Below are 26,421 nucleotides of genomic sequence, written 5' to 3' on the forward strand. Positions count from 1 at the left end.
TCAGCCCTTATTTTTTTTATTAAATTTCTGGCAGTCGGGACAGAGACCATAGATTTCTAAATGACTGGTTGACGTCACAAAACCTGTCTGTTTTTCTGCCTCAGTGCGCATTTTTTCTTCTAATGAATTAAAGTTGGGATAATAAACGTCGGCAATTTTGCCGCAATTGGTGCAGATAATGTGAAAGTGCGGCTTGATGAAGTAATCATAATGTGATGAATTATCCCCATTTTTGATCTCAATAATTATTCCCACGTTGACAAGGGTCTTTAGTGTGTTATAAATAGTTGCCCTATAAGTAGTTTTATTTTTGGCAATATCATGGTAGATCATTTCTGCTGTAGGATGATTGTGATGTGTCATTAGGTAGAGCAGAATGCGCAGGCGCGGTTTGGTTATCTTTAAGTGATAGTCGTGTAAAAGCTTTTTTGCTTCGTCTTCAGAAATATTATTCAAGTGCTCATCTCCTCATTGCCTTAACAAGATAAGTGTATCATGTTGAAGGTAAAACGCAGGAATAAACTTTTTAATTTAAGATAATCTATGGTCATTTGCTAAAAAAGTGCTAACTTAATATATGGAGGAAGGAATTATTAGTTTTATGAAGAAGAATAAAGTAACAATTATTGTAATATTAATGTTTTTAGCTGCCGGATTGGCAGCTGATTTTACGGTTAAAGAAACGCAGGCCAGAAGCTATGGCAAGGCGGTTACTAAGATTGCCGGAGGAGGCAATTACGGTATCTACCACAAAGTTTCTAGAAAAGGTCCGAGCGGCCGTTTTACGACGACAAGATATTTTCGGCACAGTCAAATTCAATCCAAAAAATATCTCGCAACCAAGCAGGGCAATTACTGGGATATTATTATCGACGGCCGGGAAGTTGGTTGGGTTAACCAAAATTTTTTTGTTAGGAGCAAAATTGCAGTAGCTCCAGAGGTGAGTCTGGTTAACAACAGCGGTGACAATTTTAATACAAGGGATGCAATCAATTATGCAACCGATAGTCAGGGTACGGCAGTTGACGCAAGCAAGGTGCGGGTGTCAAAGGCAACAGTTAGTGCCGGTACTCCTGGCTCGACAACTATTCGCTACCGCTATGGCAAGGCTAAAGCTAGCAGCCAGGTTACTGTTCGTGCAAGCAAGAATGAGGGAATTGTTCAGGCAAATCAAATACCTAAAACGGGTCCCAAAGCGGTTGCCACTTGGAAAGGCAGTTCTAAGTCTTCCTCTCACAACTGGAATGCTGCCCATAACTATCAGTTTGAAACAAAGGCTAACACTTTTCGGGCAAATGGCTTAACCCTGCGGACCAAACTGTTTCAACCGCGCTTTTTTAGTTTAGACTATAATTTGGCGGCTGACCGGATGGGTCAGGTCGGTGTGATTCCAGAGGGAATTACGGTTCACGATAAGACTTTTACGGTCTCTCTTTTTAGCAGCAACAGCAGTTTGAATGGGCACCTGGTTTCTTATAATCTGAATCGGATTGGCAAGTTCCAGGCCCAGAATATCCCGAATATGAAGTGGTCAACTTTTGTTAAGTGCGCAAGCAATGTCAAAGTTAGCCCGTACATTAAATTGGGACACGGTCAATCACTGGGATCTTCGGGTAAGTATATCTATGTCATGGCCAACAACAACAAGAATAAAAATTCGGGTGCTTCCGAAGAAATTATGCGGGTTCGCAAATCAGACTTGCAAGTGAATAAAATTTGGACCTTCAGAATTGCTAACGGTGATTCACCGCGGTACATTCACAATGCAACCTTTGTGGGCGATAACACTATGTACTGCCTCTTTCATAATGCCAGTCGCGGCAGTTATGAGTACTGGAAGGTCACGAGAAGCGGAAATACCTGGACACCGGTTGAAGTAGGAGCTACGGGCAGTGACTTTATCAGCAATGGCTCGCCGGTTCAAGGCTTTACTTATGATTCAAATAGCGATCAGTTCTATATCGCTTTTAATGATTATATTTTTAAAGTTGCTAAAGACGGTACTTATCAAAAGACCTATCGCCTGCATGCAAAACGGGAAATTGAAGGTTTATCAGTTGCTAATTCCAAGCTGTACGTTGAATTCGCACAGCGCAGTGAATTAACACAAGGCAAAATTAATTAATTTGGAAGAAGAAAAAAGCAAACTCAGCCGAGTTTGCTTTTTATGATGGGTCCCCTGGGAGTCGAACCCAGATTTTAAGAACCGGAATCTTACGTGCGATCCATTACACTAAGGACCCATAAGCACAACAAGTAGTATACCAGAAAAAATAATAAAATAAAACCGTCTTTTGCCGGTTTATAATATTTTTAATGTGGACTTTTTCACTTGAATTACCAAAAAGACATTGTTATACTAAGACTGTCGAATGAGAAATGAAGAAGTGAGCAAAATGCAATAACCTAAGTTTCTCTTATATTTTTAAGCATTCTGGGACATGATTCGACATGTTAATGGTCAATAGGTGTCCCGGATAAAGGAGGGAGTTCATGAATTCGGACTTTTCCGTTCTCGAGTCTCTGGTTCCTGATACCTTAAAAGTTTTTCGGCAGAGATACCTTGTTCTTGAGCAAATTTCATTGAATGCGCCTATTGGGCGGAGAAATGTCGCTCAGAGTTTAGGACTTTCGGAGCGAAATGTACGAACAGAAACTGAGTATTTACGCAAGCTTGGTCTGATCGAAATCAAAAGTTTCGGAATGTTTATGACAGAAAAGGGCAAAAAGGTGTTGGAAGACGCAGTTCCGCTTGTAAATCGCTTGTTCAATGAAGGCAATGCCGAAATAAAGCTTGCACAAAAATTGGGAATTGAACGGACAATTATTGTTCCGGGCAACGGTGATTTACAAGATCGGGTGTATGAGGAAATGGGTGAAAAATTGAGTTCGGCCCTGAACCTCTTATTGCCCCTTGGACATTCTATTATCACGGTTTTGGGTGGCGTTGCCCTGGCCAAATCGGCTAGGTACTTGTCTGAAAATCTGGATAATAATCGCCAATTGGAATTTGTCCCTGGGCGCGGTGCCTTAGGCGAAAATGTTGCGATTCAAAGTAATACAATTGTCCAAGAGATGGCGGCCAGAACTCACGGCAGTTATAAAACTTTATATTTGCCGGAGCAGGTTTCAACAGCCTCATATCGTTCACTGATTCGTGAACCGGTAATTGCGGATTTGCTGCAAGACATTTCTCGCAGCGATGCTGTGATTCATGGCATCGGTTTGGCACATGACATGGCGCGCCGCCGTGGTTATGACTCTATGCGGCTGTCGGAATTGCGTGATAAAAAAGTTGTCACCGAATGTTTTGGGTGTTTCTTCGATGGCAATGGCCAAATTGTTGACCGCATCACACAGGTGGGGTTACAGTTTGAAAGCCTTGATAAAATACCCCATATATTTGCTTTTGCTTGCGGCAGCCGGAAGGCTGAAGCAATAGAAGCATATATGCCTAATGCTCCTCATCAGACATGGCTCATTACCGATGAGGGTGCTTCAAATAAGATTTTAAAGGGAAAATAAGATTCCATTTAAAATAAGTTGTTGTTTACAGTTCTTAAATAGTTCTTAAGGAGGACTTTAGAATATGACAGTTAAAATTGGTATTAATGGTTTTGGCCGGATTGGCCGTTTGGCATTCCGCCGCATTATGGATTTAGGTGAGAAGAGTAAGGATATTGAAGTTGTTGCGATTAACGACTTGACTACCCCAGCACTTTTGGCACATCTGCTTAAGTATGACTCAACTCACGGCACTTTTAACCACGAAGTTTCAGCTACTGAAGATTCAATCGTTGTTGATGGTAAGAAATACCGTGTATACGCTGAACCACAAGCACAAAATATTCCTTGGGTTAAAAATGATGGTGTTGACTTTGTTCTTGAATGTACTGGCTTCTACACAAGCAAAGCTAAGTCACAAGCTCACCTTGACGCTGGTGCCAAGAGAGTCTTGATTTCCGCACCTGCTGGTAATGACTTGAAGACAATCGTTTACTCAGTAAACGATGACACTTTGACTGCAAGCGACAAGATCGTTTCTGCTGGTTCATGTACTACTAACTCATTGGCACCAATGGTTGACGCTTTGCAAAAAGAGTTTGGCATCAAGGTAGCTACGATGACTACGATCCATGCTTACACTTCAACCCAAATGATTTTGGATGGACCTGTTCGTGGTGGTAACCTGCGCGCTGCTCGTGCTGCCGCAATTAACATTATCCCGCACTCAACTGGTGCTGCTAAGGCTATTGGTCTGGTTGTTCCTGAATTGAACGGTAAAGTTAACGGCCACGCACAACGTGTTCCAGTTCCAGATGGTTCATTGACTGAATTAGTTTCAATCTTGGACAAGAAAGTTACTGCTGATGAAGTTAACGAAGCAGTTAAGAAATATGAAAGCCCATCATTTGCATATAACGATGACGAAATCGTTTCAAGTGATATCATTGGGATGACTGCTGGTGCCATTTATGACCCAACGCAAACGATGGTAACTACTGCAGGTGACAGCCAATTAGTTAAGACTGTTTCTTGGTATGACAATGAATACTCATTCACTTGCCAAATGATTCGTACTTTGTTGAAATTTGCTACCCTTTAATCATTAGCTTTAATTGATTACTGTTAAGTGGTAATGAGAAGGCGGAGGGAAATTCTTCCTTCCGCCTTTTTTTGAGAGAAAAAATAATTAAGTTATCGGAGGATATATGATGGCTAAATTAATCGTTTCTGACCTTGATGTTAAGGGTAAAAAAGTCTTAGTTCGGGTTGACTTCAATGTTCCGATTAAGGACGGCGTAATTAGCGACGACAACAGAATAGTTGCGGCACTGCCTACTATCAAATATATTATTGAACATGGCGGCAAGGCAATTTTGCTTAGTCACTTGGGCCGGGTTAAGTCGGATGATGACAAGAAAAAATTGTCGCTCAAGCCAGTTGCTGAACGTTTAAGCGAACTTTTGAAGAAGCCTGTAACTTTCGTGCCTGAAAATGAAGGCAAGGAAGTTGAAGACGCAATTAACAAGATGCAGGACGGCGATGTGATTGTTCTTGAAAACACCCGTTTCCAGGATATTGACAATGATTTCGGCAAACGTGAATCCAAGAACGACCCAACTCTTGGTGAATACTGGGCAAGCCTGGGTGACATGTATGTCAACGATGCCTTTGGTACTGCTCACAGAAGTCACGCATCCAATGTTGGAATTGCCGAAGCAATGAAGAAGGCCGGCAAGCCTGCTGCAGCTGGCTACCTGATGGAAAAGGAAATCAAGTTCTTAGGTGATGCTGTTGCTAACCCTGTTCACCCATTTGTTACGATCTTGGGCGGGGCCAAGGTTTCCGACAAAATCGATGTTATTACCAACCTGATTCCTAAGTCTGATCATATCTTGATCGGCGGCGGGATGGCTTACACCTTCTTGGCTGCTCAGGGCCATAAGATTGGAAAGTCTCTGTTTGAACCAGACAAGGTTGACCTCGCTAAAAAGCTGCTGAAGGATGCAGCCGGCAAAATTGTTTTGCCGGTTGATAACATTGCTGCAAGCAGCTTTGATAATGATGCTAAGCGCGAAACCGTTGGCGATGATATTCCTGATGATATGATGGGGCTTGATATTGGACCGAAGACGGTTGCCAAGTTCAAGGAAATCTTGAAGGATGCCAAGACGGTTGTTTGGAATGGCCCAATGGGTGCTTTCGAAATGCCTAATTTTGCTAACGGAACACTAGAAGTCGGTAAAGCCTTGGCTGACCTTAAGGATGCAACTACCATTATCGGCGGTGGGGACTCAACTGCTGCTGCCAAACAATTGGGAATTGCACCAAAGATTACTCATATTTCGACGGGCGGCGGTGCTTCACTGCAATACCTTGAAGGTAAGACATTGCCAGGTATCGCCTGCATTTCAGAAAAATAAATAGGAAGGACGTAATTTTAAATGCGTACACCAATTATTGCTGGCAATTGGAAATTACATATGAATCCCGCGCAGACAACTGAATTTGTTGAAGCTGTAAAGGGCAAGCTGCCAGAATCAAGTAAAGTTGAGGCATTGATCTGTGCTCCTGCAGTTGATCTTGATGCTTTGAAAAAAGCTGCTGCTGGTTCAAACTTAAAAGTCGGTGCGGAAAATGCCTACTTTGAAGATGAAGGTGCCTTTACTGGCGAGACTTCACCTAAAGTTTTGAAGGAAATGGGCATGGATTACTGTGTCATCGGTCACTCCGAGCGGCGCGGCTATTTCCACGAAACCGATGAAGACGTTAATAAGAAGGCTAAGGCATTGCTTGCTAATGGCGTTACCCCGATCATCTGCTGCGGCGAATCACTTGAGAAGCGTGAAGCTAACGAGCAAGAAGAATGGGTTGTTGGTCAAATCAAGGCAGCTTTAGCCGGCTTGAGCGCCGATCAAGTATCTAAGCTTGTGATTGCTTATGAGCCAATCTGGGCAATCGGAACGGGTAAGACTGCCTCTTCTGATCAGGCTGAAGAAATGTGCAAGACGATTCGTGACACTGTCAAGGATTTGTACAATGAAGAAACGGCTGCTAACGTCCGTATCCAATATGGTGGCTCGGTTAATCCGGGTAACGTTAAGGAATTAATGGCTAAGCCTGATATTGATGGTGGCTTGGTTGGCGGTGCCAGCCTTAAGCCGGATTCATTCTTGGCTTTGGTTAATTACCAAGATTAAGTTTTAGCTTAATAACTATTAAGAAGTCTCTGCGAAAGCAGGGGCTTTTTTTATTATCTTTTATTAGTAAGAATATTATTACTATTTACTTTCATCTTAAATTTGAAAGCTAATTATAAAATTACTTTTTATATTATTTACGAACATTATTTAAAAAAATATTTTTTTGTTTGCCTTTTTAGTATATACTTGATTAGTGCGCACAAAATATACGTGAATAGTGGGAGAAAAAGTAAATATGGAAAAAGTTTCAAGAGCACAAATTATGGGTAAAGGCTTGGCAAAAGTATTTAATCCAGTTGAATTATTTGGTGCAATTTTTAAGATGGGGTGGAAACGAGTCTGTTATTTGGGCTTATTGTTGGCCATTCAGATTGGCTCGTTTTTTTTAATGTTTGATCATGGCAGTGTTTCCCTGCATCCAGATACATCAGCTATTGGCTGGATTGGTTTAGTTGCGGGAATAACCAGTATTTTGAGTGTTGTAATTGTGGCTAACGGTGATGTCACGAATTATTTTTGGGGTATTTTAAATAATATCAGTTATATTTATGTCTCAATGGTGAGCCATTTGTATGGTGAGGTTTACCTTAACCTATATTTTTTTATTTTGCAGTTTATCGGTATTTACCAATGGACAGCGCAAAGCCTGCGTGCAAACAAAGAAAAAGACGATGACGAGATTGTTACCGTTAAGGAACTGCACTTTAAAGGCTGGCTGCTTTTGACTGTCCTGGTGGCACTGGGGTGGGTTGTGTTCGGTATTTTTCTGAAACATGTGCCGTTTATGTCAAGCGTCTTGGACCCCCACCCGTGGATTGATTCATTGAGTGTAGTTGTGCAGGTTTTTGCCCAAGCCTTAATGGTTATGCGCTATGGCGCCAGCCAGTGGCTTTTATGGATTATCGCCAATTGCACCGAGCTGCTTTTGTGGACGCTGAATTTTAACCCAATTATGCTTGCTTTATGGATTGCCAATTTAATTAATTCACTCTATGGTTATTACACTTGGACCAAAAAGCTGCCGAAAGAAGAATAGCAATGGCATTTCAATTTAATAATTCAGGTCAGCAGTCAGCATTTGAAGATAATTCTAAAATTCCGACGGTTAAGCAGTTTCAGCCCCAATTTTTGCAGAAGGCTATCGCTAATCAGGTAAGACTAAATTATCAAACAATTGCGGTGACACAGGCAATTAATGAACGAGGTAAAAAAATTCCCTTGGCACAGTTGCCGGTCCTGACCAAAGGGACAACACTGGTTTTGGATTTGGGCCAGTATTATGTTGGGCATTTTAGGCTGCAATTTACAACTGCTGGTTCATACCCTGATGCCCCAGCTTTAGTTAATTTACGCTACTGCGAAACGCAAGCGGAATTAACTTGTTCGGCTGCTTATCAAGGCTGGTTGCCTGAGGGCTGGATTCAGGAAGAAACGGTGAAAATAACAGATTTTCCTGCTACTTTTACTGCCAAAGACCGAACAGCTTGCCGTTATCTTAAATTAACGGTAATTGCAACTTCTGAAAAATATGGTTTACGACTAAAGAAGTGCGATTTTAGGGCGCAAACAGCAGCCGATTTTAAATTACCGGAAGAAAAAGCTGATAAGGATTTACAGTTAATGCGAATCGACCAGTTGGCGCAAATAACGCTGCAGAACTGTATGCAAGGGGTATTTGAAGATGGGCCAAAACGTGATCGGCGTCTATGGCTTGGTGATTTTCGCATTCAGTCCTTGTGTGCCAGTGATCTGCAAACGGATTTTGCCATTATCAAACATTGCTTGTACTTATTTGCTGGTACGCAAACGTCTGCGGGCAATATTGCCGCTGATATTTTTGCTTATCCGCGTTTGGTGCCGGATGACCTGTTTATGTTGGATTATAATTTGCTTTTTGTTGACACACTGGCTAATTATTACCGGGCAACAGCAGATCGTGCAACTTTAAATGAGCTTTATCCCGTTGCTGAGAAAACAATTATGTTTGTGGCTGACAGGGCACCCAGCGGCGAGATTCCGGCCTGGCTTGTGCAAACAGCATTTTTGGATTGGCTGCCGGATGGGATTAAAATAGACCGCCAAGCAGCATTACAGGGCGTTTATCTTTATGCCTTGAAGCAGCTGCGGTCATTAGCCAGCACCTTGGAGGTTGACACTGTCAATATTACGGCATTGATTAAGCAGCAGGAAGACTTGATCAAAAGTAAGTACTATGATGCAAGCAAGCGGTTATTTGTTAGTGGTCCCGATAAACAGGCTAGTTGGTGGAGTCAAATTTGGTTGACCAGGGCTGATGCTCTGGGAAAAGATGTCAGTAAACAGGTACTTGACACTGCTATACGCACGCTTAAATTAGATGTATTTATGACGCCTTATGCGTATGGGGAATTATGCTTATCTTTGTGTGAGCATGGCCTAAAAGAGAATGCTTTAAAATTGATTCGTGATTACTGGGGTAAGATGCTTGCCGATGGTGCGGAAACTTCATGGGAAGTCTTTAATCCGCAAAAGCCGAATTATTCGCCGTATGGCGTTAACAGTCAGTTGGTTTTAAGCCATTGTCATGGCTGGGGCAGCTGGCCAACATATCTGTTAAGGCATTTTTTAAGAGATTAAATACAGGATATGAGTGAAAAGTCGCTGTGAAAACAGGGACTTTTTTATTTTAAAGAAATGTATGATTTGGGGTTGCATAATTGTAGAGTCGAAAAAAGACCAACTGTTTTTAACACAATTGGTCTTTTTTAAACTAATATATAAAAATATTAATATGCACGTTTGCCTTTCTTGTAAACGGCCTTATCTTCTTGGGCAACTGCCTTAACATTAGCCAGTGGATCTTCATCCAAAACAAGGAAGTCGGCATATTTGCCTTCTGCTAAGGTTCCGTATTCGTCATCAATCTTCATCAATTTAGCTGAGTTAACGCTCGTTCTCAAAGCTTCATAATTTGTAAAGCCTTGTTCTGCCAATAATTGTAATTCAATTGGCGTCATCGAAAAGTCATTAAACGGTGTTCCGGCATCGGTTCCCAGGGTGATTTTGACACCGCGCTCTTTAGCGTGGGTGATGTTCTTACGTAGGTCGCCGAGAGCATCGGTGGCTTTCTTGATTTCCCAGTCAGGCACTTTTCCTTCAGCGTAGGTTGGGAAAGCCCAGTCAGCAACAACCGTTGGTGTCAAATAAGTGCCTTGTTTCAGCATTAAATCAATTTCTTCATCGTTAACGTAGAATCCGTGTTCAATTGAATCAACGCCCGCTTTAATTGCATTCATAATTCCAGGATTTCCTTCGGCATGTGCTGCAACAATTAAGCCTTTATGGTGTGCTTCTTCAACAGCAGCGTGAATTTCTGCGACGCTTAATTGCGGATCGGTCATAAAGTCATTTTTAGTCATGACCCCACCAGTTGCCATCACCTTAATTGATTTGGCACCCTTCTTTAAGCCCTGACGAACGGCTTTGCGCATTTCATCAGGTGAGTCTACCAAATGACCAAAGTTCGGCATGTCGCCGTGGCCGCCGGTCATGGAATAAGGCCGACCTGATGGCATGACTTCAGGCACTTTAGTAATTTTACCTTCATCAATCATGTGGGCAATTGTGATATCAACGTCATATGTACTGCCGCATTCACGGACGTAGGTTACTCCTGATTTCAGCATTGTGTGCAAATTTTTCAGTGAATTTACAGTTGTGCGGACAACATCGGTAGCAGTGCCGCCAGTAGGATCATCTGGATCCATGATCATGTGGTCGTGGCAGTTAATTAGTCCCGGCATAACATATTTGTTAGCCAAGTCAACGGTTTGGTCAGCTGCAGGAGCGGAGCCGGTGCCCATCTCAGTAATTTTACCCGTTTCATCATCAACTACAAAGTAACTGTTTGCTTGAATTTTTTCTTGTTCGCCATCATAAAGATTGCCATTTTTATATACTGTTTTTGTCATTTTTTGTCTCCTTATTATGTTTTTATTTTACTAATTGTCCGTTTTGGTAGACTTGCTTATCTTCTTGGGCAACGGCTTTAATATTTGTCAGCGGGTTTTCTTTTAAAACCAAAAAGTTCGCTTTCTTGCCTTCTGTCAGTGTTCCCAGATCAGGACGCTGAAGCAATTCAGCAGCATATTTAGTGGCCCCCAAAACTGCTTGAAGCGGTGTAGCGCCGGCTTCAACGAGTAGCTGCATTTCTGTAGTTGTACCATTGTCAAAGCGGTTAAATGGGGTACCAGCATCAGTACCGACAACAATTCTGACACCCTTCTTGATAGCTTTGCCAATATTCTTAAAGAAAATATCTTTAACTTCAACATCCTTTTTAATCATGTAATCAGGAATTGAACCCTTTGGGGCATCAAAGATACATTGACAAGCATTCAAGGTTGGCACTAGGCAAGTTCCTTGTTTGATCATTAGATCCATCTGATCTTCATCGACAAAAATGCCGTGTTCAATTGAATCAACACCGGCTTCAAGCGATAACTGAATGCCGCGGTTTCCCTGAGCATGTGAAGCGACCGTCATATGTTTTGAGTGCGCTTCGGCCACTGCCGTATTTAATTCCTCGGCAGTAAGTTCAGTATCATCGACACGGTCGTTGGGTGACATTACTCCGCCTGTAGCCATGACTTTGATATTTTTGGCGCCGTGCTTAAACTCTTCGCGCACTGCTTGCCGCATGTCACTGGCACAAGTTGTCAAATGGCCCCAAACTTCTTTGCCGTCGTCTCCTTCAGGAAAATCGCCGTGGCCGCCAAGAATGGTCATTGGTCTGCCGGAAGGAACAATTTCGGGACCGACAACTCTGCCTTGCTGCATTAGCTTCATTAATTTAACATCAGTATCGAAAACTGCTCCACAGTCACGAATGGTGGTGACCCCATTATGAAGCAAGATCTGCAAATTCTTTATTGCGTTGACGGTAGCTTCTGTCTCAGAAAGATAGGCTGTGCGGTTATCCATTGGATCCATCATTACATGTGTGTGTGCGTTAATCAGTCCTGGAATCACGTATTGCCCCTGCAAGTTTACCGTTTGGTCGGCTTTGGGTGCTGGGCCTTTGCCGCTAGCTCCAATATGGCCGTTATCATCAACTAATAGCCAAGCATCAGTTTGCATTTCCTCATTAGCTGCATCAAATAAATTACAATTTTCGTATAAAGTAGACATATTTCCTCCTTGATTATATTTGTTTTTAATTTACAAATTTTATTTTAATACTATGTTTAAATTTTAACAACATTTTCTAAAAAATTTGTTGATAAATTTTAAAATATATTTTATAATCAATTTCATGAATTTTTAATTTAGAGGAGTGATAGTTTATTATGATGAGTGCAATAAAAGCAGCAATTGATCCAACGATTTCCTTTGCGGTTGTAATGTTGTTCATTATGATTGGTGAGTGGGTATCATCGGCAACAAATGCTTATGTTCCATCTGTCTTTGTTACGGCAGTCTTGTTTGCAGTGTGTTACTGGACAATTGATTTTTGGAAAATTATTCCTAGAGATCTGGTGGCCAAAGCATCGTTTGGACCAGATTTCGCAAATATCTGTATTTCACTGTTGCTTGTTCACTTAGGAACGTTGATGAACCTAAAGGAACTGATTCAGCAATGGAAAGCCGTGTGTATTTCCCTCTTGGGAGTAGCGGGAACGATGATTTTAACCTTAACAATTGGTACTAAAATCTTTGACTGGCACACAGTTATTGCCGCTGTGCCGCCACTAACTGGTGGTCTTGTTTCTGCATTGCTGATGACAAATGGCTTAAAGGCAGCAGGAATTACTTCATTAGTTGCGCTGCCGATTGCAATGTTTGTCATGCACTCAGTAGTTGGGTATCCTCTGACTGCTTGGATGCTGAAGCGTGAGGGGCGCCGTGTTGTCGGTGAATACCATAAAGGCAATATCAAGGCGCCGGTATCGGTTGAAGAAGCAAATAAAGCTAATAAGAAGAGCAAGTTTACTCTGCCTAAGCAATACCATACAGCAGCTTTTATCCTGTTTAAAGTTGGTATTGTTGCACTTTTAGCTAATCTGTTTTCAGTTTTTCTAAAATTAATTCATTTTGATTTGAATGCTAATGTTATTTGTTTAATCTTTGGTGTTATTGCACACCAAATGGGTTTTCTGGAAGATAGTGCTTTAAATAAGGCAAATGTCTTTCAATGGTTAATGTATGGTTTACTTGCATACATTTTCTCGCAGTTAAGTATTACGACACCAGAAATTATTGGTAAGGTATTTGTCCAAATTGTTGTCCTGATGTTACTTGGAATTTTAGGGATGTTCATTGCTTCCGCACTTTTGGCTAAACCGTTTGGTATGAGTCCAGAAATGGCTTTTGCTTGTTCACTGACAGCTCTGTTCGGCTTCCCGGCTGACTACATTTTGACAACTGAAATTTGCCATAATGTTGCTAAGGACAAGGACGAAGAAGCAGTTTTGGTTGATCAGATTCTACCTAAGATGCTGGTAGGCGGTTTCGCAACGGTTTCAGTTGCATCGGTTATCATTGCATCTGTCTTCCTGAAATTAATCTAAGGATTAGAAAAATTTAATACTATTTTTATTTAAAGACCGTTTTTTTACATAATTGTGAAAGGGCGGTTTTTTAAGTGGAATGAATCTTTGGACTTTAAGTACAAGTTTTTGATAATTTCACTATAATAAAAAAATTCAAGTCTTGGATTGCAATAAATTTTGTTGCATGATTGAACTAACGAAAATGCGAAGGGAAGAAATTTAGATGACATCCACATTTCTGCTGATTATTTTTGCGACTGCTTCGTCCTTGTCGCGGGGAATTATTTCGGTCATTGACCGTTATCAAATGGGTTACCGCCAACAAAGCTCAATTGATGTAAATTTCTTGAACAATATTTTTAGTTCAATTTTGGTAACGATTTTCCTCGTTTACTTGTTGCATCGCTATCATGGGCCCCAGATAAGCAGCAGTTACATAATTAAAGTCATTTTGTACGCCTTGCTGGCACAGATGGTCGCTTATGGTTATAGTTATGTTTATAAAAAAGTATCGATCATGCAGTCGATCGTTTTAAGCAAACTGACAGATTTATTCATTCCGCTGGCGATTTTTTTGACAATGGGATATTTCAGCTGCAAGTCATATCTGGTATCAATTCTTTCCACGATTATTGTAGTTATTTACATTATTTTCAAGCAGCGGCACGACCATTTAAACTTAAAAACGCTGCTGACCACTTTTGCGGTTATTGCACCCTTGCTGATTTTGCAGGCGGCCTTTTCACCATTTTTGACTAAAGGAATTATTTCGCCGCTTGACCTTGTTTTCTTCACGATTGCGACCATATATTTGCGTTGCTTAATTACCTTAGTTACTTTTTGGTATAAAAATCGCACCTTTAAACTTCGCGGCGCAAAAATTTCCGGGCAGGTAATTCTGATTTACGGTTCACGCGCCGTTTTAACGTTAGTGGCGCAGATAACTTATACCTTAGCCACATCATCACCAAATTCCAGCATTGCTTGGGTCTTTTTAAATATGACATCGCTATATAGTGTAGTTTTTGGCAGCTTCATGCTGAAGGAAAAAGTCAAAGTGGCGGATATTTTGTTGATTATTTGTATTTTTGGCTTGGCATTGATTGCTAAATAACTATTTGATAAATGATGAAAATAAGGTTATGGTACAATGAAATTAAATTACATCAGTTTGCAAATTTATCAAAGTTAGGAGGAACGAAATGACAATTGGTGAAACCTTAAAATTTTTCAGACTGAGTCAAGGCAAAAGTAAAAAAGACTGGGTCGACAATATTATTACCGCCTCATATTACGGTAAAATTGAAAGTAATCTTCACCAGATTAGGATGGATGTTTTTCTTGAACTTTTACAGCGTAATCATATTTCCACTATAGAATTCTTCAAAAGGTAAGTTACAGCAATCGGTGTACACAGAAAAACAGGGTAAGACTATTATCAAAAAAATTAAATATTGGGGGTTTAAAGCAGAAAGATATTATTGATCTTCCCCTACTTATTGCCCCTATTTTGTAGTGCTTTTTTCTACCCAAAGTCAAGTATATCAAGGACCTAATTAATATTTTGAACAAAAATGTTTCAAACTTGACTTAATTATCAATATTTTTGATGAATAAAGTGTAAACCAAATAAGCTTAGGTCAATTGCATTTTTGAACTAGGCTGTTATAGTTATCTTGTGACCAACTGATTTTAGTTAAAGCCCTATTATTTTTTGACTACACTATAATCATATAATTGGTCATGCACAATCAAATAGTAGACAGTCCTGGTCAGTTTGTGGACTGCTGCGATGGCGATCTTCTTAAAGTTTTTACTTTGAGAAGATCGTTTTTTCTGCTCATAATAATTTGTAATGTGACAGGGTTCAGAATACCTTACTGAATCCATTTGCCCAATTACGCGATAGAGAATCTTACGACCAATGGGATTGCCTCGTTTACTAATATGATCAGTTAGTTCCATTTCACCTGACTGATAATGGCGCAAGTCTAAACCGACAAAGGCATTTAAAGCATTGGGATTGCGGAATCGTCTAATGTCGCCTAATTCGCCTAGCAGTCTTACCGCCGTAATTTCAGAAATTCCAGGAATACTTTCAAGAATCTTTAAATCATGATTAGGTAATTGGTTAGCCAAGTCAGACATTCTTTGAATGATTTCCTTGCGCTGTCTAAATAAAACCATTAATCGTTGAGCATAATACCTAGCTTCTTCTACTTCAAAAGCCGTTTTGGCAACTGCCGGATAGGATTTATCAGCCAGTTTAAGTAATTTAGTTGCTAACCTATCAGCTCGTTGTTTACCGATACCATGAAAGTTTAACAGGCACTGCATAACACCCTCATAGCCTAAGTTCTTAACAACTTGTGGATGAGTGAAAGTTTGAACATAGCGCCAATAATTCAGGCCATCAGGGTGGCAGATTAATGACTCTAGTTCGGGAAAGGTAAACTGCAATACACGGTGTAAACGATTTTTGGCTGCAATTAAATCATGAGTTAATTGCTCATAAAAACGACTCATTGCACTTAATTGTTGGTAATTAGAATCTTGTAAATAAGTTGGTGCGCGGTGATAAATGAATTGTGAGTAAGCTAAGTCACGGGCATCGTGCTGATCGGTTTTACTTTTTCTGAATTGATTTAACTGCAGCTTGGCTTTCAGCGGATTAAGCATGGTATAGCGATAATGATGCTGGTTAAGAAAAGTCTGCAATCTGCAGGAATAAACACCTGTCGCTTCAAAAACGATTTGCGGTTGTTCTTTAAAGAAAGATATTTCAGCCAACAATTGCTTAAAACCAATGGCATCATTGGAGATATTAAACTGCTTAATAATTTGCTTATTGAGCATCATGCAAACAGCAGATTTATGACTGCTAACATCAATTCCAACAACTACTAAGTTATTCATCCTGAAAGACCTCCTACTAATTTGATCGTGCAGGGAGAAGTTAAAAGCTGGATCAAGTTAAACTGGACCTAATTTTCTAAACCGGACATCAAGTGCCAACATACTACGAAGAGATTTTAGTTTAAATGATGAAGTTGTCAGTTTGTGTGAGGGCGTCAAGCAACTTATTAGTGCAAGCGTCAAAAAGTGCTAGGGCATATTAACTTCAACCCTGCTTCAATTTTAAAACAAAGAAAAAGCAGTGAATCAATATTCCGTCGAATATCGACCCACTACTAGGTTAGTATGTTTGTTTGTTTGCTCTAATTTATATCTTTGCTATATTCATTCCAAAATTGATTAAGGCCTTGCATGTCTATTACGCTAATAAAATCATTGCTGATGTTACCTTCATTCCACCTATCTTCTACCAACAATTCAAATGCGGCTTTTGTTAGTGGCGTGGGCAATTGACGATTGCTGAAACGCCATATTTTTTCATCATCAACAGTAGTAATGCGTGTAAAACCTTGACCATTTTCAATAACTATTCTTTTTTCTTCCATGAGTAAACTTCCTTTCGTTTCTCTATCCTTTACATAGTATATTATGCCATTATGAGCATAAATAGTAAGCATTAATAGCGTTTTGGCAATAAAAAAGGCGACCAGTTAGTCGCCAATTACTTATTTGTTTTTCTAATTTTCTGACTGCGGTTCAAGTTCTTGTAGCAATTCCTTAACTGCTTTAACATCGTCAAAAAATAAATAAAATTGCGAAATTTACAAATGAGTGTAATAAAATACTGTTAATGATACTGTTGGTCCATAGCTGAAGTAGCATTAATGCGAAACTCAATATTGAGAAATAAATCAATCCAGGTATGCTGAAATCAGCATGTAATGAAACGAACAAAAGAGTACTGAGAATAATGCCTAAAACAAGGTGTCCTGATTCTGTTAATCCAGAAAAAATCACTTTTCTTGAAATCACTTCTTCAATAATTGGGGAAAATATTAAAGCATGAAAAATTGTACGAATATTAACCTCTTGCTTTGTATCGCCCGTAGTCACAAGAAAAATAAACACTAGCAAACATACAAAAAATAATTTGCCAAGTGAAATTCTGAAATCATGTTTTGTAACTATTTTTGTATAAAAAATGAATACAAGAAAAATAAACAAGGTTATTATATCTCGGATCAGTTTAACAAAAAGAAGCTCAGACCTTCGAGATCCCAAACATAATCTAAAAATTAATCTTATGCATATTTCATCAAAAAAATAAAATCCTACTGTCATAAAAATTTTTTCAACAGCAGTCTCAGTAGTTATAATTCTCAATTTCTTTCTTCCTTCGTTTTATCCTTTATAAAATATATTATGCCGTATAAAATAGTAATTGCAACATTTTCCCCTTATTTTAGCAATTAAAAAATCGCTAACAAGTGATGTGAACCCCGAAATTAAGACAAATTAATTTCGGGGTTTTTACTATGTCCAAATTATCTAAACGAAATAAAATTAATATTTATAATTTATAGGAGAATTAAAAGCAAGATTTCCCAAAAAGATTTTTGGGTAGGAAAAGTTTAAGCAAGTTGTGTACAGTAGTTAATCAGACATTATTCAATTAGCAATTATAAAATATTTCTTACTAAGTAATTAAATAATCTGTAAGCTTTTTATATTCTGTAGTGCGAATGATTTTATTGCATTATCATAATTGTAATAAAAAGGAGCGGAGCTAGTTCAAAATGAGGTAACCACATATTTGGCAGTAAAAGAAGCAAACCCAGTTGGAATTGTTCTAGTGGGTCTCAAAGACCGCTAATTGCAGTCGGTATTTCTATTATGGCGTCAAATTATAGCTGGTACAATTTAGGAGATTGATATGTATTGGAAATTTATAAAACATGCTTTTTTAAAACGTAAAATCTTGGTTAGCTTGACTTTTATACTAACAGTGATTTTTTGCTTGTTTACGTACAGAATAATTATGTCTAATATGTATGTTCATCAAGGAGAGCAGGAGCTGCAGCCGCTTGTGGCTAAAAATGTTGTCGTTGGTAATAATCAAACTGCAAATTATCAGTATAAAAAAATCAGTAAAAATAAAGTAGATGCTGATAACAAGGCAAAAAAAGTGTTTGATTTTCTAGATAAAAATTACAAATATGCTTTTCGCGGAAGCATCGCAACAAATATTCCCAAAACTAGCAAAAATATTGAATTTAACCTGGTTAACGAGAACTTTTTTAAATTTTACCCGTTAAAAGTCAATCAGGGCAGTAATTTTGTTGCTAGAGATTATCGAAATTCCCAAAACACTATTCCAGTTTTGGTAGGAAGCAGTATTAAGCAGTTAGCTCATGTTGGTAAAAAGTTTAATATGCCAGATCCGTATACCAATAAGATGCAGCACTATCAGGTAAAAGGAATTCTTGTAAATAACGCGCATATCCCATCTTTGTATCTACTTGATAACAAAACCTATTTTAATAATGCGATTATCACGCCATTTCTGCCAAGCAATAAAAAGAAGATGGATGTTTACCAACTTGATTCAGGGTTGCAGGATCTTTTACTTTATGATACTTCTAAGGAAAAGATAAATAATTTACAAAAGAAGATTAATGAAAATGGCTTTTATAAAGTTGAATTTTATCCGATTAAGCGAAATGTTGCGGAATATTATTCCTCGTATAAAAAAAGTGTTTTGCGAGTAGTAGCTTTTTCACTAGCAATTTTAGTAATCACGGTTTTATTTTTGGTTTGGAATCTATGGCAGAACTTGAATGAAATAAAACAAGAAAGTTCAAGTGGCACAGTATTTGGATTTAATAAAAAGCAGTTAATTAAAGTAGTAGCATTATTCCAAACCTTCAGCTCGCTTCTAGCAATAATTCCTATTGCAATTTTTGCATTGCTAATTGAGAAAAGTATGGAAAAGGCGGAAGGGATACAAACATTTGTATTTCCGCATGTTGAAGTTGTAAGCTTGTTACTAACCTTTTTACTAATATTATTTATTACCATATTTGCAAGCATAATCACTATTCATTATTTTTATCAAAAATCTTTGACGGTAAAGATGGAAGAAGTCGACTATGTGGTGAATATTAAGAATAAGTAAAAAATAAATTTGCTAAATGTTAAATATGTATTTTTACGGGGCAAAGCGGTATATTAGGTTAATTTAGTAATAAAGATAAGAAAGAAGGAACAACAAATGGACTCTACAAAAAATAATCAGCGGGATATGCCTAAACGGCAGAAGCATTTAAAATTTATTTTAGATTTTGTTAATATCATTGTTTTTATGGCACTTGTTGGGCCTTGGTACAGTGAGACGCTAGACTTTTGCCACAGCATAAAATATTTGGCCCAGCTGCCGGATTTTGCCGTAATGATCATTTTTGCAATAGTTGCTGCACCCGTTTACTATTATTTGGAAAAAGCAGTTTTCAAGGTTTACCGCGAGTATCAGGCATACCAAAAATAAATTTTTTCGCTAGGTATTATTGATACGATGGTTGAACTTTATGTTGAGAAAATTAAGAGCGAGATTTCTCAAAAGATTAATAACTTGGAGCAAAGTTTAAATATAAAAAATAAGACCAACTGTTTGGTGCAGTTGATCTTATTTAATTGTAATGATAAAACACTCTTATGTCCTTTAGAAATCTAATTCAGTTATTGCATTAACATAATTCAATAAATCCTTTAAATAAGGCTTTTGAACATGATTAACTATTTTCCCGTTTCGTTTCAAAAAATCAAAATTTTGTATTTGCCAAAGACAAACAAACCCTTTTACACCATTTTTAGCATCAACCAACAAAATTGGTTTGTAATGTTGATTATTTTTGTATTTTTCAGAAGTTGTTATTGGCATACCAACGAACATCCCTGTTTGCCTATTGTATGCTGTATTGCTAATGACGACCATGTGTCTACGAATATTATTAGCTCGTGGATTGTGCCCACCATATTCTTTTCCAATATGTGGCTCAGCATCAACAATAATTATATCTCCTTGATTAGGATAATTATTATTGTTGGTATTTTGGTTTTTACTCACTTTCAAATCCCCAACCTTCATTACCCTGCAAGGATGAAGGCTCTGCTAATTCTTTGTCAGTTTTTAAGTCAGCTTGAAAATCATAGTTACCAAAATTTGTGTCGTAAAGATTAACTTTTTTTGACAACTCCACATTATTACTTTGAGGATCTTTTTTAAAGATTAATTCACTACCTGCGTTCCAGCCTTCTTCTTTACGCAATTTAGCAGGTAAAGTTATCTGACCCTTTTGAGTTACTTTAGCAACATATGTATCCATTATGTTCACATCCTATATTTGATATCAGCGCGATTGAAATAGATAAATTCCTTACGCCTTACAGTATACCATATGTACAAAAATCAACTAAGAAAAATATACTTAGCAACTGATAATAGTTGATTTTATAAAAAATTATGTCAAATTTCTCGTTGTTTTAATATTTGTTCAGAAGTAAGGAACTCTATACCAAAATACAAATATCCTATTAAAATGATAAGAAAAGTTATTGATTTCCGCTCGCAGATTTTTTGCTAAATGTCAAATATGAAATTTTACGGGTCAAAGTGGTGTAATAGGGTAAAATGATAACAAAAATAAGGAAGAGGGAACAAAAATGGACTCTACAAAAAATAATCAGCGGGATATGCCTAAACGGCAGAAACATTTAAAATTTATTTTAGATTTTGTTAATATCATTGTTTTTATGGCACTTGTTGGGGCTTGGTACAGTGAGGCGCTAGACTTTTGCCACAGCATAAAATATTTGGCCTAGCTGCCGGATTTTGTCGTAATGATCATTTTTGCAATAGTTGCTGCACCCATTTACTATTATTTGGAAAAAGCAGTTTTCAAAGTCTACCGTGAATACCAAGCTTATCAGAAATAAAAGTTAAATTTAGAACAATAATCTTATGAAAATAATCAAACCGAAAGTGGTTTGATTATTTTTTTCGCCGAATTTCTAATTTGCACCTTTGTGATAATACCTAATATTTCCGCCTGCCTCGAAAAAGAGGTGATTAACAGTTGAAAGCGCTCGCTATATACTACAAAAGTAAATAAATTTATACATAAAGATTTATACACGAAGAGGGTATGAAAATGGAAAATTGGTTGGATTTAAACAGCAAAGTCTATATTGTCACAGGAGGATCGTCTGGCATTGGTGAAGCGATCATCAAGGAATTGCTTGATTGCGGGGCCAAGGTTGTAGACGCAGATTTGAATGAGCCTAAACATACTAACGATAACCTGTTGTTTGTTAAAACCGACGTAACTAATGAAGATGATGTTAATCATACGGTTGATGCCACAATCAAGAAGTGGGGAAAAATCAACGGTTTGGTGAACAATGCAGGGATAAATTTACCCCGGCTTTTGGTTGATGAAAAAAAGCCAAAGAGCAAGTTTGAGATGACGGCGCAGGACTTTACAAAGATGTTTGCGGTTAATGTCAAGAGTGTTGTGCTAATGTCACAGGCTGTGGGAAGGTATTTAGTTAAGCAAAAGAATGGCGTAATTGTTAATATGTCTTCAGAAGCCGGGCTTGAAGGCTCTCAAGGGCAAAGTATTTATTCGGCAACTAAAGGAGCAATCAATGGCTTTACCCGTTCCTGGGCAAAAGAACTAGGGAAATTTAACGTACGGGTTGTTGGTGTAGCTCCGGGAATTATGGAAGCAACAGGATTACGAACGATTGATTATGAGACTGCACTTGCATATACTAGAAATATTTCGGTTGACCAACTTAGAGCAGGTTATAGCAGCACAACAACAACACCAATGGGCCGCAGTGGTCATTTATATGAAGTTGCTGATTTAGTAGCCTACCTTTTGTCAAATCGTTCAAGCTATATTACTGGCGTAACGATCAACGTTGCTGGAGGTAAGTCAAGAGGATAGAAGGTATAGATATGAATAGCGATTTATTTTATCTTTTGAATCTTTTTATCGAAAATGGTTCGATGACAAGTCAAGAAATAGCATATTATTGTCAGGTAACTGAACGAACTGTAGCTACTAGAGTACAAAATTTAAATGAGATTTTAGGCAATCGGGCTAATATTTTTAAAAAGGTAAAAAGATACCAATTGGTAATAAATAACTATTCTGAATTTACCAATCTTGAAACAAAGTTTTTAAAGGGGGAACTTGATCTAAACGATCAGATAAAGCGAGAAGCATATATTTTAGACTTGCTCATTAAGAAAAAAGATTATCTGACAATAGATGAAATTGCTGACCAAATTTTAATCAGCAGGACTGTATTTAATGGTGATATCAAACAAATTCGAAAAATTTTAAAAGAATATGGCGGCAAAATCATCTCTAAGCAAGGTAAAGGAATAAAAATTGTTTTTAATAGTGAGTATCAATTATTATTTGCTTACCGTAACCTGATTGTTCAACACATCAGCAAAAGCAGCTGGACAAAGTTATCAAACGAGTTTGCTGAGCGGACTGAAAAGCTTGCTCTTAACAAGGAGACAAGCATGCAGATAACAGAAAATCTTGTTGCATTGTATACAGTTAAAAATTATGGTTATGATTTAAAAAGTATGCCTGAAAAATTTGTCCGGCTCTGGGATGATTCAAGTTTAGTTAATTCTTTAAATAGTGTGTGTAGCTGCCTGATAACAGATCTTACTCAGGTTGAAAAAGAATTCTTGCTTTCACCGCTGAATTTGTATAAAAATAGCAGTATTTCTGCCAAAGCCGTCCAAGAAATGTTTGCCCAAAATTTAAGGCTTCTCTTTCTACCGTTAAGTAAAGAACTGGCACGCTATCATTTAAACTTTGAAGCGATTTATGAGCGGATGAAGTGGCACGTTTTGTTTTCAATTAATCGTGAGCTGCTGAAAGAAAAAGTTTCGGAAATCCTGCCGCAGGATATTTCGAAAAAATATCCGATTGCCTTGGAACTGAGTATTAAGCTGGCAGATTTGATTTTTAAGGAATACCAGATTGAGTTCAGTAAAAATGAGATTAATTATCTAGTTGTCTACTTTGAGATTTTTCTGGAGGAGCAGCCTACTAATTTAACGGATCGAATTAATATAGCATTTGTTGGCAATATTCGGGGATCAGTGAAGCAGTTTATTATCGAAAAGCTGGAAAAGATCTTTGAAAATCTAAAAATTACTGATTTTGCCTCTCTAAGTGAAATCAAAAATAGTCAGCAAAAATTTCTGCTGGTGTTTTCTAATGAGCCGTTTCTGCTGGCTGATACGCAAGTTATTAATATTGGGACGGCTCTGAGGCAAGAGGCCTTGTCGGCAATAGTACAAACATCAATTATTGAGCACTTTATCTCACAAAACCTATGTTCATTTAACACATATAAGGTAAAAGCAAAAAGCTATTTTGCCGCGACTGAGCAGATCATTGATAAGGAAATTGCCAACGGTGAATTACGGGAAGATTTTAAAGAAAATTGGAGTGAACGGGAAAAGTATACTAATAATATTTTTTCAAATGGGATTGCTATTCCCCATGCAATTGATTCATCTGGCAAAAAGCGAATCCTCTTGAGTGTGGGAATTATTCAAAATAAGTTAGCTTTTAAAAATAGGGATATTAAATTAATTTTTTTAATTGGAATACCCCAGATTATGGACAATAAGTTGATTGATGTGACGTCAAGAATTTATGACCTGATTGGCAATATTTCACGAAATGAGGTTTTATTTAGAAATATCATTAAATATGATAATTCTAAGTCATTCTTGCAAATTACAGAGGGGATATAGAATGAATTATTTTTATATTTATGTCTTGATTGGAATTGCGTTTTTGCTGCAAAGCGTTTTTGGCTTTATTCAGCTGCGGAATTTCCTGAAGATATTTAAGCGCATGAATAAAAAAGGCAAAGTTTTAATTGGGAAAAATCCCAAAAAATTAAGAGCAGGGAGTCTGTTGCTGCTTAATATTGATGAGAATGCAACCATTCAGGACGCCCAGCTGATGAAGGGAACAACGGTCTTTGCCAGATTTAGGCAGCTTTCATCTTTAAAGAAAAAATCGTTACCACTGTTAGCAAGCTCTTATGATCAGCTTCAGGAGATGGATCCACTGGTTAAAGGATGCATTTTAAATGCATATAAAGAATATATTAATTTTAAAACTGGTAAACAGGCCGAAATGGAAACAGGCACTAGTTTCCTAGCATTACCGGTTTTCAATAATTGGATAATGGTTTTAAAAAACAAATTTAAGTCTATTGTAAATAGTGTAAAAGGAGATAAAAATGGAATATATTACTAATTTTGCAACTTGGTTTATTGGACTATTTCAAGCTGGCAGCAAGCAATTCGTAAATTGGGTAACAACAATCGTACCCTTAGTTTTAATTATGCTGGTATTCATGAATGCCTTGATTGCCTTGATCGGGGAAAAGCGAATTAATAAATTTGCACAGGTTTCGGCAAGCAACCCGCTGATGCGGTACATGGTACTGCCTTTTCTTTCCGCGTTTATGCTCGGCAACCCGTTGGCACACACAATGGGCAAGTTTTTACCAGAATATTACAAGCCTAGTTATTATGCATCATGTGCACAGTTTTGTCACACAAGCAATGGTGTTTTCCCGCATATTAATCCTGCCGAATACTTTATTTGGATGGGGATTGCTTCTGGTGTGCAGAAATTAGGATTAAATATAATGGATTTGGCGATAAGATACCTTCTTGTTGGGTTAATAATGAACTTCATCGGCGGCTGGATTACAGATTATACTACTGCTTATGTTTGCAAAACTACGGGTATTTCCTTATCGAAACAGGTAGATGTAGCTGATTAATTAGGAGAAGAACAATGACTGAATATAATAGTGTTAAAGTAACCCGTGGCGATGGGGGCTGGGGCGGCCCTATTACTATCACCCCTACCAAAGAAGCACACACAATTTTGTACGTGACTGGGGGAAACAAACCGGAAATTGTTGATAAACTGGCTAAGTTAACGGGAATGAATGTCGTTGACGGCTTTAAAACTTCTATTCCCGATAATGAGATTGCAGTTGCGGTCGTTGATTGCGGTGGTACCTTACGTTGCGGCATTTATCCGAAAAAAAATATCAAGACGATTAATATTTTACCAACCGGCAAATCAGGCCCTTTAGCCGAATTTATTACTCCGGAACTGTATGTTTCGAGCGTGGGCCCGGACCAAATAAGTTTGACAGACGAAACGGCGGTGCCTGCTGCGACTACGGCAGCAGAATCTGCTGAAAATCCAAAGATTGATACGACCAAAACGCTTACCCAGCAAAAAAATGGCGGCTGGATTGCCAAAATTGGCGTCGGCGTCGGTAAGGTGGTAGCCACTTTTAATCAGGCGGCTAAGAAGTCGGTTAAGACGGTGATTGATACAATCCTACCATTTATGGCTTTTGTTTCACTGCTAATCGGAATAATTAATGCTTCGGGAATTGGTAATTGGTTTGCCAAGTTGATGACACCGCTGGCTGGTAATGTTTGGGGATTGATGATCTTAGGATTTATTTGTTCGCTGCCGTTTTTATCACCATTATTAGGGCCAGGGGCAGTAATCGGTCAGGTTATTGGTACTCTGATTGGTGTTGAAATTGGCAAGGGTAATATCTCACCGCAATTTGCGCTTCCGGCATTATTTGCAATTAATACCCAAAATGGTTGTGATTTTATCCCTGTAGGTTTAGGGCTGATGGATGCTAAAGCAGAAACTGTTGAAGTTGGTGTTACCTCAGTTCTTTACTCAAGATTTATTAATGGTGTGCCGCGGGTCTTTATCGCTTGGCTAGCCAGCTTCGGCCTGTATGCTGGTAAATAGGCAGTTGTGCAGAAGTAATTTTTAAAAAGGAATATATTATGACAGAGATTAAGATACCCATTTTTCAAACAGAAGTGACAGAGATCGGTCAGGATGCCCAGTCCTTTAAAGACATAAATATGTTAATTCTATTTGGTAATGAAGCACCTGATTTGCTTAAGGAATCATGTTTTATAATTAATTCAAAGGATTTAAAGGATAAGATTACGCCAGGAATGACAATCCAAATTGGTAATGATACATATACAATCACGGCCGTGGGTAAAGAAGTTGATACGAATTTACGTAATTTAGGCCATATTGCAATTAAATTTACCGGTGAAGATAAGGCAGAATTACCGGGTTCCTTATATGTAGAAAAAAAGGAGTTTCCGACAATTGCGGTCGGTACGAAAATCTTGATCTTTTAATCAT

Annotated in this window: 27 protein-coding genes and 1 tRNA gene; 19 read left to right on the forward strand and 9 right to left on the reverse strand. The window is 38.2% G+C overall.

Annotated elements, in window-relative coordinates; genetic code table 11:
• Positions 1-447 (reverse strand): Fur family transcriptional regulator, encoded by a 447-nt coding sequence (locus PT285_RS04205; protein ID WP_277150606.1) that lies wholly within the window; start codon positions 445-447, stop codon positions 1-3.
• A 154-nt stretch (positions 448-601) separates the two neighbouring features.
• On the opposite strand from PT285_RS04205, the gene PT285_RS04210 reads away from it, so the two are divergent.
• On the forward strand, positions 602-2,125 hold the full coding sequence (locus tag PT285_RS04210; protein WP_374211463.1) for an SH3-like domain-containing protein: 1,524 nt from the start codon (positions 602-604) through the stop codon (positions 2,123-2,125).
• 46 nt (positions 2,126-2,171) lie between these two features.
• Here the strand turns inward: PT285_RS04210 and PT285_RS04215 are convergent.
• Positions 2,172-2,243 (reverse strand) — tRNA-Arg (locus PT285_RS04215).
• A 250-nt stretch (positions 2,244-2,493) separates the two neighbouring features.
• On the opposite strand from PT285_RS04215, the gene PT285_RS04220 reads away from it, so the two are divergent.
• The 6 genes from PT285_RS04220 (at position 2,494) to PT285_RS04245 (ending at position 9,323) form a co-directional block, all read left to right on the forward strand.
• The gene (locus PT285_RS04220) at positions 2,494-3,525 is read left to right on the forward strand and encodes a sugar-binding transcriptional regulator (RefSeq protein ID WP_277148064.1); all 1,032 of its coding nucleotides are present in this window, start codon (positions 2,494-2,496) and stop codon (positions 3,523-3,525) included.
• 64 nt (positions 3,526-3,589) lie between these two features.
• Complete coding sequence (gene gap / locus PT285_RS04225; protein WP_277148066.1) at positions 3,590-4,606, forward strand: type I glyceraldehyde-3-phosphate dehydrogenase; 1,017 nt, start codon at positions 3,590-3,592, stop codon at positions 4,604-4,606.
• Between the two features lie 109 nt (positions 4,607-4,715).
• On the forward strand, positions 4,716-5,927 hold the full coding sequence (gene pgk / locus PT285_RS04230) for a phosphoglycerate kinase (RefSeq protein WP_277150611.1): 1,212 nt from the start codon (positions 4,716-4,718) through the stop codon (positions 5,925-5,927).
• A 21-nt stretch (positions 5,928-5,948) separates the two neighbouring features.
• Positions 5,949-6,704 (forward strand): triose-phosphate isomerase, encoded by a 756-nt coding sequence (gene tpiA, locus PT285_RS04235; RefSeq protein ID WP_277148068.1) that lies wholly within the window; start codon positions 5,949-5,951, stop codon positions 6,702-6,704.
• A gap of 238 nt (positions 6,705-6,942) precedes the next feature.
• Entirely contained in the window at positions 6,943-7,743 is an 801-nt protein-coding gene (gene pnuC, locus PT285_RS04240) for a nicotinamide riboside transporter PnuC (protein ID WP_277148070.1), read from the forward strand.
• 2 nt (positions 7,744-7,745) lie between these two features.
• The gene (locus PT285_RS04245; RefSeq protein WP_277148072.1) at positions 7,746-9,323 is read left to right on the forward strand and encodes a hypothetical protein; all 1,578 of its coding nucleotides are present in this window, start codon (positions 7,746-7,748) and stop codon (positions 9,321-9,323) included.
• Between the two features lie 149 nt (positions 9,324-9,472).
• Here the strand turns inward: PT285_RS04245 and PT285_RS04250 are convergent, their stop codons facing one another.
• Positions 9,473-10,657, reverse strand: a complete 1,185-nt coding sequence (locus PT285_RS04250) for an amidohydrolase family protein (RefSeq protein ID WP_277148073.1) — start codon at positions 10,655-10,657, stop codon at positions 9,473-9,475.
• A 22-nt stretch (positions 10,658-10,679) separates the two neighbouring features.
• Positions 10,680-11,876 (reverse strand): amidohydrolase family protein, encoded by a 1,197-nt coding sequence (locus tag PT285_RS04255; RefSeq protein ID WP_277148075.1) that lies wholly within the window; start codon positions 11,874-11,876, stop codon positions 10,680-10,682.
• A 158-nt stretch (positions 11,877-12,034) separates the two neighbouring features.
• Here PT285_RS04255 and PT285_RS04260 point away from each other — a divergent pair, with 158 nt between their 5' ends.
• The 3 genes from PT285_RS04260 to PT285_RS04270 all read left to right on the forward strand — a co-directional run bounded on the left by PT285_RS04260 (position 12,035) and on the right by PT285_RS04270 (position 14,631).
• The gene (locus tag PT285_RS04260; protein WP_280927919.1) at positions 12,035-13,255 is read left to right on the forward strand and encodes a hypothetical protein; all 1,221 of its coding nucleotides are present in this window, start codon (positions 12,035-12,037) and stop codon (positions 13,253-13,255) included.
• A 205-nt stretch (positions 13,256-13,460) separates the two neighbouring features.
• Positions 13,461-14,351: a hypothetical protein gene (locus tag PT285_RS04265; RefSeq protein WP_277148077.1), complete on the forward strand. Its 891-nt coding sequence runs from the start codon at positions 13,461-13,463 to the stop codon at positions 14,349-14,351.
• Between the two features lie 88 nt (positions 14,352-14,439).
• On the forward strand, positions 14,440-14,631 hold the full coding sequence (locus tag PT285_RS04270) for a hypothetical protein (RefSeq protein WP_277148079.1): 192 nt from the start codon (positions 14,440-14,442) through the stop codon (positions 14,629-14,631).
• 313 nt (positions 14,632-14,944) lie between these two features.
• On the opposite strand, the gene PT285_RS04275 is transcribed toward PT285_RS04270, so the two are convergent.
• The 3 genes from PT285_RS04275 to PT285_RS04285 all read right to left on the reverse strand — a co-directional run bounded on the left by PT285_RS04275 (position 14,945) and on the right by PT285_RS04285 (position 17,476).
• Complete coding sequence (locus PT285_RS04275) at positions 14,945-16,153, reverse strand: IS110 family transposase (protein ID WP_277148081.1); 1,209 nt, start codon at positions 16,151-16,153, stop codon at positions 14,945-14,947.
• 302 nt (positions 16,154-16,455) lie between these two features.
• The gene (locus PT285_RS04280; RefSeq protein WP_277148083.1) at positions 16,456-16,698 is read right to left on the reverse strand and encodes a hypothetical protein; all 243 of its coding nucleotides are present in this window, start codon (positions 16,696-16,698) and stop codon (positions 16,456-16,458) included.
• Positions 16,699-16,888: 190 nt separating this feature from the next.
• Entirely contained in the window at positions 16,889-17,476 is a 588-nt protein-coding gene (locus PT285_RS04285) for a CPBP family intramembrane glutamic endopeptidase (RefSeq protein WP_277148085.1), read from the reverse strand.
• A gap of 655 nt (positions 17,477-18,131) precedes the next feature.
• On the opposite strand from PT285_RS04285, the gene PT285_RS04290 reads away from it, so the two are divergent.
• Together PT285_RS04290 and PT285_RS04295 are read left to right on the forward strand one after the other, a co-directional pair.
• Positions 18,132-19,268: an ABC transporter permease gene (locus PT285_RS04290; protein ID WP_277148086.1), complete on the forward strand. Its 1,137-nt coding sequence runs from the start codon at positions 18,132-18,134 to the stop codon at positions 19,266-19,268.
• A gap of 96 nt (positions 19,269-19,364) precedes the next feature.
• A complete protein-coding gene (locus tag PT285_RS04295; protein WP_277148088.1) occupies positions 19,365-19,637 on the forward strand; it encodes a hypothetical protein in 273 nt (90 codons plus the stop codon).
• A gap of 174 nt (positions 19,638-19,811) precedes the next feature.
• Here the strand turns inward: PT285_RS04295 and PT285_RS04300 are convergent, their stop codons facing one another.
• Both PT285_RS04300 and PT285_RS04305 read right to left on the reverse strand, forming a co-directional pair.
• Positions 19,812-20,216, reverse strand: a complete 405-nt coding sequence (locus PT285_RS04300) for a type II toxin-antitoxin system PemK/MazF family toxin (protein ID WP_374211464.1) — start codon at positions 20,214-20,216, stop codon at positions 19,812-19,814.
• Positions 20,209-20,475, reverse strand: a complete 267-nt coding sequence (locus tag PT285_RS04305; protein ID WP_277148092.1) for an AbrB/MazE/SpoVT family DNA-binding domain-containing protein — start codon at positions 20,473-20,475, stop codon at positions 20,209-20,211. The genes PT285_RS04300 and PT285_RS04305 overlap by 8 nt, the downstream gene beginning before the upstream one ends.
• Positions 20,476-20,812: 337 nt before the next feature.
• On the opposite strand from PT285_RS04305, the gene PT285_RS04310 reads away from it, so the two are divergent.
• From PT285_RS04310 to PT285_RS04340, 7 genes are all read left to right on the forward strand, one after another.
• Positions 20,813-20,971: a hypothetical protein gene (locus PT285_RS04310; protein WP_277148094.1), complete on the forward strand. Its 159-nt coding sequence runs from the start codon at positions 20,813-20,815 to the stop codon at positions 20,969-20,971.
• A gap of 329 nt (positions 20,972-21,300) precedes the next feature.
• The gene (locus PT285_RS04315; protein ID WP_277148095.1) at positions 21,301-22,101 is read left to right on the forward strand and encodes an SDR family oxidoreductase; all 801 of its coding nucleotides are present in this window, start codon (positions 21,301-21,303) and stop codon (positions 22,099-22,101) included.
• A gap of 11 nt (positions 22,102-22,112) precedes the next feature.
• Positions 22,113-23,948 carry an HTH domain-containing protein gene (locus PT285_RS04320; RefSeq protein WP_277148097.1) on the forward strand — a complete coding sequence of 612 codons (1,836 nt, stop codon included), beginning with the start codon at positions 22,113-22,115 and terminating at the stop codon, positions 23,946-23,948.
• 1 nt (position 23,949) lies between these two features.
• A complete protein-coding gene (locus PT285_RS04325; RefSeq protein WP_277148099.1) occupies positions 23,950-24,462 on the forward strand; it encodes a transcriptional regulator GutM in 513 nt (170 codons plus the stop codon).
• Positions 24,446-24,997 (forward strand): PTS glucitol/sorbitol transporter subunit IIC, encoded by a 552-nt coding sequence (locus PT285_RS04330; RefSeq protein WP_277148101.1) that lies wholly within the window; start codon positions 24,446-24,448, stop codon positions 24,995-24,997. The genes PT285_RS04325 and PT285_RS04330 overlap by 17 nt, the downstream gene beginning before the upstream one ends.
• A gap of 14 nt (positions 24,998-25,011) precedes the next feature.
• Complete coding sequence (locus PT285_RS04335; protein WP_277148103.1) at positions 25,012-26,007, forward strand: PTS glucitol/sorbitol transporter subunit IIB; 996 nt, start codon at positions 25,012-25,014, stop codon at positions 26,005-26,007.
• 38 nt (positions 26,008-26,045) lie between these two features.
• The gene (locus PT285_RS04340; protein ID WP_277148105.1) at positions 26,046-26,417 is read left to right on the forward strand and encodes a PTS glucitol/sorbitol transporter subunit IIA; all 372 of its coding nucleotides are present in this window, start codon (positions 26,046-26,048) and stop codon (positions 26,415-26,417) included.
• Positions 26,418-26,421: the final 4 nt, after the last annotated feature.

The organism is Lactobacillus sp. ESL0791, assembly GCF_029433255.1.
Classification (GTDB): Bacteria; Bacillota; Bacilli; order Lactobacillales; family Lactobacillaceae; genus Lactobacillus.

Coding starts and splice junctions, on each gene's coding strand:
- PT285_RS04340 (WP_277148105.1), top strand. CDS start 26,046: ATGACAGAGATTAAGATACCCATTTTTCAAACAGAAGTGACAGAGATC.
- tpiA (WP_277148068.1), top strand. CDS start 5,949: ATGCGTACACCAATTATTGCTGGCAATTGGAAATTACATATGAATCCC.
- PT285_RS04275 (WP_277148081.1), bottom strand. CDS start 16,153: ATGAATAACTTAGTAGTTGTTGGAATTGATGTTAGCAGTCATAAATCT.
- pnuC (WP_277148070.1), top strand. CDS start 6,943: ATGGAAAAAGTTTCAAGAGCACAAATTATGGGTAAAGGCTTGGCAAAA.
- PT285_RS04250 (WP_277148073.1), bottom strand. CDS start 10,657: ATGACAAAAACAGTATATAAAAATGGCAATCTTTATGATGGCGAACAA.
- gap (WP_277148066.1), top strand. CDS start 3,590: ATGACAGTTAAAATTGGTATTAATGGTTTTGGCCGGATTGGCCGTTTG.
- PT285_RS04335 (WP_277148103.1), top strand. CDS start 25,012: ATGACTGAATATAATAGTGTTAAAGTAACCCGTGGCGATGGGGGCTGG.
- pgk (WP_277150611.1), top strand. CDS start 4,716: ATGGCTAAATTAATCGTTTCTGACCTTGATGTTAAGGGTAAAAAAGTC.
- PT285_RS04210 (WP_374211463.1), top strand. CDS start 602: ATGAAGAAGAATAAAGTAACAATTATTGTAATATTAATGTTTTTAGCT.
- PT285_RS04290 (WP_277148086.1), top strand. CDS start 18,132: ATGTCTAATATGTATGTTCATCAAGGAGAGCAGGAGCTGCAGCCGCTT.
- PT285_RS04280 (WP_277148083.1), bottom strand. CDS start 16,698: ATGGAAGAAAAAAGAATAGTTATTGAAAATGGTCAAGGTTTTACACGC.
- PT285_RS04320 (WP_277148097.1), top strand. CDS start 22,113: ATGAATAGCGATTTATTTTATCTTTTGAATCTTTTTATCGAAAATGGT.
- PT285_RS04330 (WP_277148101.1), top strand. CDS start 24,446: ATGGAATATATTACTAATTTTGCAACTTGGTTTATTGGACTATTTCAA.
- PT285_RS04260 (WP_280927919.1), top strand. CDS start 12,035: ATGATGAGTGCAATAAAAGCAGCAATTGATCCAACGATTTCCTTTGCG.
- PT285_RS04245 (WP_277148072.1), top strand. CDS start 7,746: ATGGCATTTCAATTTAATAATTCAGGTCAGCAGTCAGCATTTGAAGAT.
- PT285_RS04295 (WP_277148088.1), top strand. CDS start 19,365: ATGGACTCTACAAAAAATAATCAGCGGGATATGCCTAAACGGCAGAAG.
- PT285_RS04220 (WP_277148064.1), top strand. CDS start 2,494: ATGAATTCGGACTTTTCCGTTCTCGAGTCTCTGGTTCCTGATACCTTA.
- PT285_RS04310 (WP_277148094.1), top strand. CDS start 20,813: ATGGACTCTACAAAAAATAATCAGCGGGATATGCCTAAACGGCAGAAA.
- PT285_RS04315 (WP_277148095.1), top strand. CDS start 21,301: ATGGAAAATTGGTTGGATTTAAACAGCAAAGTCTATATTGTCACAGGA.
- PT285_RS04255 (WP_277148075.1), bottom strand. CDS start 11,876: ATGTCTACTTTATACGAAAATTGTAATTTATTTGATGCAGCTAATGAG.
- PT285_RS04325 (WP_277148099.1), top strand. CDS start 23,950: ATGAATTATTTTTATATTTATGTCTTGATTGGAATTGCGTTTTTGCTG.
- PT285_RS04270 (WP_277148079.1), top strand. CDS start 14,440: ATGACAATTGGTGAAACCTTAAAATTTTTCAGACTGAGTCAAGGCAAA.
- PT285_RS04265 (WP_277148077.1), top strand. CDS start 13,461: ATGACATCCACATTTCTGCTGATTATTTTTGCGACTGCTTCGTCCTTG.
- PT285_RS04305 (WP_277148092.1), bottom strand. CDS start 20,475: ATGGATACATATGTTGCTAAAGTAACTCAAAAGGGTCAGATAACTTTA.